A 3,228-nucleotide genomic window follows, 5' to 3' on the forward strand; every position below is an offset into this window, starting at 1 on the left:
ATCGGTTTTGCGTCTGGGAAAGCAACAGGAACGGCCAGAAAGCGCCATGTAAATTCAGGGTGAGTTTGGGTAGACTGTGTGTCAGCCATGATCGTTACTCCTTCTAATGTTGTGGTTAGACGCCTCGGCTGTGCTGCTAACACTCCGGGGCGTTGTTTTGACGGGGATTATCGTGTTAAGGTGACCACCTAATATAATTAACCATATTCCCATAGGTGACCACTTGTCAACGATAAAGCGAGATAAAAGCCCCAAGGGTGATGGTCAATCACCGCAATTCAGAATGCGCATTAACCCCGAACTCAAAGAACAATTTGACCAAGCAGCACACGGCGAAGGTGTTAGTCTCGCGAATTGGATGAAAGAATTAGGCAGAGCCGCCTTAAGAAAGCGCGGTATCGAACCTAAAGGCTGAGTCATTCCGCACCATCAGCTTTATTGACCCATTCGCTCTGCCTGCTATCCTGGCTGGCGTAATGATTATTTTTGTGACACTGGTGGCCCTGTGTGGCCGCCTTTTACCTGCCTTACACGACATACCTGATTTACTTCCAGTTCTGATGTTTGTATTGTGAGCGTTCAATAATCAATCAAGGAAAGATTGAAATTCGCCATGAACACATTCATCTTCATCGTTGTATGTACTGCCATTATTTTCACCATGTCCTTTAAAACATCCTCTTTTATTTGGGAGCGAAAAAGAATAAAAAAAGTGAAAGAAATAATTCGAGTAGAACAAGAAAAAGCCCGCAACTACGATAAGAACAGACAGGAAAGTAAAATTAATTTTTTTGTTGAAGTGAAATCATCTGCAACGCCAATTAAAAAATAAAATAAGAAAAAACACCAGAAGATTACCTTAACGCCGCACTCAGGCGCGGAGATAAACTTATTAATGTTGATACAAGATTAATATTCATTAAAACAAACTTCAGATATAAATACTTTCTCCATGCAACTCATTACTTCCCCTCAAATCAATGTGTTTATGGTACTAACGAAAATGGCAAAATAGTCCGCGTGGATTTATTTGGCACAAAAGAAGCATTACACCCTGAAACCTTATAACGGCTTTGTTGAATAAATCGAACTTTTGCTCAATCGCAGGATCAGATCACGCATCATCCTGACAACACCGGCAGTCCCATGGCAAAGCAGAAGTTCAGAATTACCAACTGGCGCTCTTATAACAAAGCCCTTATCAATCGTGGCTCCATCACTTTCTGGCTGGATGATGAAGCTGTCAGGGCATGGTATGACTCAGCAACGCCTTCATCACGTGGGCGGCCTCAGCGCTATTCCGACCTTGCCATTACGACCGTCCTGGTGATTAAGCGCGTATTCCGGCTCACCCTGCGGGCTGCTCAGGGCTTCATTGATTCCATTTTTTCCCTGATGGGCGTTCCGTTACGCTGTCCTGATTACAGCAGCGTCAGTAAACGGGCAAAGTCAGTTAATGTCAGTTTCAAAACGCCAGCCCGGGGTGAAATAGCGCATCTGGTTATTGATTCCACGGGACTGAAAGTCTTCGGTGAAGGTGAGTGGAAAATCAAAAAACACGGCAAAGAGCGGCGGCGTCTCTGGCGAAAACTGCATCTGGCCGCTGACGCGAAAACGCATGAAATCATCTGTGCTGACCTGTCGCTGAACAACGTGACTGATGCAGAGGCCTTCCCGGTTCTAATCCGGCAGACCCATCGAAAAATCAGGTCAGCCGCAGCGGACGGTGCTTACGACACCCGGTTATGTCACGATGAACTACGTCGTAAGAAAATCAGCGCCCTCATCCCTCCGCGAAAGGGAGCGGGTTACTGGCCCGGTGAATACGCAGACCGCAACCGTGCCGTTGCGAATCAGCGTCTGAGCGGGAGCAATGCCCGGTGGAAATGGAGCACAGATTATAACCGTCGCTCTATAGCGGAAACGGCGATGTACAGGGTGAAGCAGCTGTTCGGAGGTTCACTGACGTTGCGTGACTATGATGGTCAGGTAGCAGAGGCTCTGGCCATAGTGCGTGCGTTGAACAAAATGACGAAGGCCGGAATGCCAGAAAGAGTGCGTATCGCCTGAAAACCCAACTCACTACAGACAGGCTCGATCTAAATCTGATTTATTCAACAAAGCCCCTTAGAACGCATACCAGGCGTTAAACGTCATCTAAGGCAACATGCCACCGAAAATTAGGGTGTGTTCCTTAACTGTATTAGCTCAGATGTATTAGCTCAGACCTGATCTGACAGCTCCCAGTTTTAGCATACTCAGGTAGTTTCTTGCTGTTTTTTCTGAGCGTGTTGCAATACGACGATTTTCTTTTAGCATCGCAAAACAGCGTTCCACGACATTGCGTTTTCTGTACAGCCGTTTGTCGGGTTTTCGTCGTCCGTCCTGACTGGCTTTTTCATTCGATTTAAAAGGAATAACCGCTTTTATTCCTTTTTCTTTCAAGTAAAAGACCACCTTCTTAGAAGGTGGCTTTTGAGAATGCCCCCTGTAAGGGGGGTGATTGTCACTTTCCGCTTTTTACTCTAACAATTCCATTTGCTGTTCATGCGTTTGTTCCGTTTTCTCCTGATGCCTCACATATCTTCTGATAATTTCTTCGTTTACCCCTACCCTATCCACAAAGTACCCACGGGACCAAAAATGGTTACCCCATAGCTTCTTTCTTATGTGAGGAAAACGATTGTAGAGCCTGATTGCACTGCGGCCTTTCAGGTGCCCCATCAGGGTTGATATCGAAATTTTAGGCGGGACGATCACTACAAGATGTACATGATCTGGCTGAATATTTAACTCCAGTACCTCACCATCTTTTATTCCACAGAGAATATAAATTGTCCTGTAAAGTTCTTTGCCCAACTTGTCCCTGAGGATCCTGAAACGGTACTTTGGCGTCCAGACTATGTGGTATTTGCAACGCCAATATACATGTGATGAACTCCTGTAAAGCCCCATGTCGGTTTGTCTCCTTTTACTTGTGGTGAGTAAGCAGAGATATTCCGGCATGGGCATTCTTCAGGCTATAGCCTTACAGGATCAATCACCACCTTCCCAAGAGGTGGTTTAGGGGTGACAATAAATACGAAAATCCCTGCCTGAGTATCCTTTATCCGCCAGTACGGCTTTGGGACGGGATTTCAGGCATCCACTTTTACGAATAACACCGACCTGGCTGAGTAACGCTTTTGCATACCGACTTTCGTGGGCCTGTCCACCGCTCAGGCTGAA

At 46.1% G+C, this 3,228-nt stretch carries 4 protein-coding genes and 2 pseudogenes; 3 read left to right on the forward strand and 3 right to left on the reverse strand.

Annotation, left to right across the window (positions count from 1 at the left end; all coding sequences use genetic code 11):
• Positions 1 to 223: 223 nt before the first annotated feature.
• The 3 genes from EH228_RS20375 to EH228_RS01640 all read left to right on the forward strand — a co-directional run bounded on the left by EH228_RS20375 (position 224) and on the right by EH228_RS01640 (position 2,070).
• Positions 224 to 415, forward strand: a complete 192-nt coding sequence (locus EH228_RS20375) for a toxin-antitoxin system HicB family antitoxin (protein ID WP_152319967.1) — start codon at positions 224 to 226, stop codon at positions 413 to 415.
• 198 nt (positions 416 to 613) lie between these two features.
• Complete coding sequence (locus EH228_RS01635; protein ID WP_152319968.1) at positions 614 to 832, forward strand: hypothetical protein; 219 nt, start codon at positions 614 to 616, stop codon at positions 830 to 832.
• Positions 833 to 1,146: 314 nt separating this feature from the next.
• Complete coding sequence (locus EH228_RS01640; protein WP_152319969.1) at positions 1,147 to 2,070, forward strand: IS5 family transposase; 924 nt, start codon at positions 1,147 to 1,149, stop codon at positions 2,068 to 2,070.
• A gap of 147 nt (positions 2,071 to 2,217) precedes the next feature.
• On the opposite strand, the pseudogene EH228_RS01645 reads toward EH228_RS01640, so the two are convergent.
• The 3 genes and pseudogenes from EH228_RS01645 to EH228_RS20380 form a co-directional block, all read right to left on the reverse strand.
• A pseudogene (locus EH228_RS01645) lies at positions 2,218 to 2,445 on the reverse strand (transposase); the annotation flags it as partial.
• 75 nt (positions 2,446 to 2,520) lie between these two features.
• A complete protein-coding gene (tnpA, locus tag EH228_RS01650) occupies positions 2,521 to 2,955 on the reverse strand; it encodes an IS200/IS605 family transposase (RefSeq protein ID WP_152319970.1) in 435 nt (144 codons plus the stop codon).
• A gap of 120 nt (positions 2,956 to 3,075) precedes the next feature.
• A pseudogene (locus EH228_RS20380) lies at positions 3,076 to 3,228 on the reverse strand (IS5 family transposase); the annotation flags it as partial.

Source organism: Erwinia endophytica (assembly GCF_009295515.1).
GTDB classification, from domain to species: Bacteria; Pseudomonadota; Gammaproteobacteria; order Enterobacterales; family Enterobacteriaceae; genus Erwinia; species Erwinia endophytica.